1 protein-coding gene is annotated in these 249 nt (G+C 43.0%); it reads right to left on the minus strand.

Going from position 1 to position 249, the window contains the following annotated elements:
* Positions 1-97: 97 nt before the first annotated feature.
* Positions 98-247, minus strand: a complete 150-nt coding sequence (locus tag NCS58_RS34605; RefSeq protein WP_409241834.1) for an RNA polymerase sigma factor — start codon at positions 245-247, stop codon at positions 98-100.
* Between the last annotated feature and the right edge of the window lie 2 nt (positions 248-249).

Consider the following 249-nt stretch of genomic DNA (forward strand, 5'->3'; position numbering starts at 1 on the left):
ATACAAGCCCTCCTGAGGTTGCGCACGCTTCATGCCCTCAGTGCTTGCCAGCACTGCGCCTATCCATTGTTCTTTACGCGTGTTATGTTCCATAACGTTATTTTAGACTTTCATTTATGTTCTTTCCTTCGTATACCGCCGATAACTTCTTCCTGAGGTTCATTTTGGCCCTTTGCAGCAGCGATTCCACCGCTTTTACCGATAAATTCATTATTTCCGCAATGTCTTTTTGTGGTAATTCTTCTATAT

Origin of the sequence: Caballeronia sp. INML3B (assembly GCF_023631305.1) — a bacterium.
GTDB lineage: Bacteria > Pseudomonadota > Gammaproteobacteria > Burkholderiales > Burkholderiaceae > Caballeronia > Caballeronia turbans.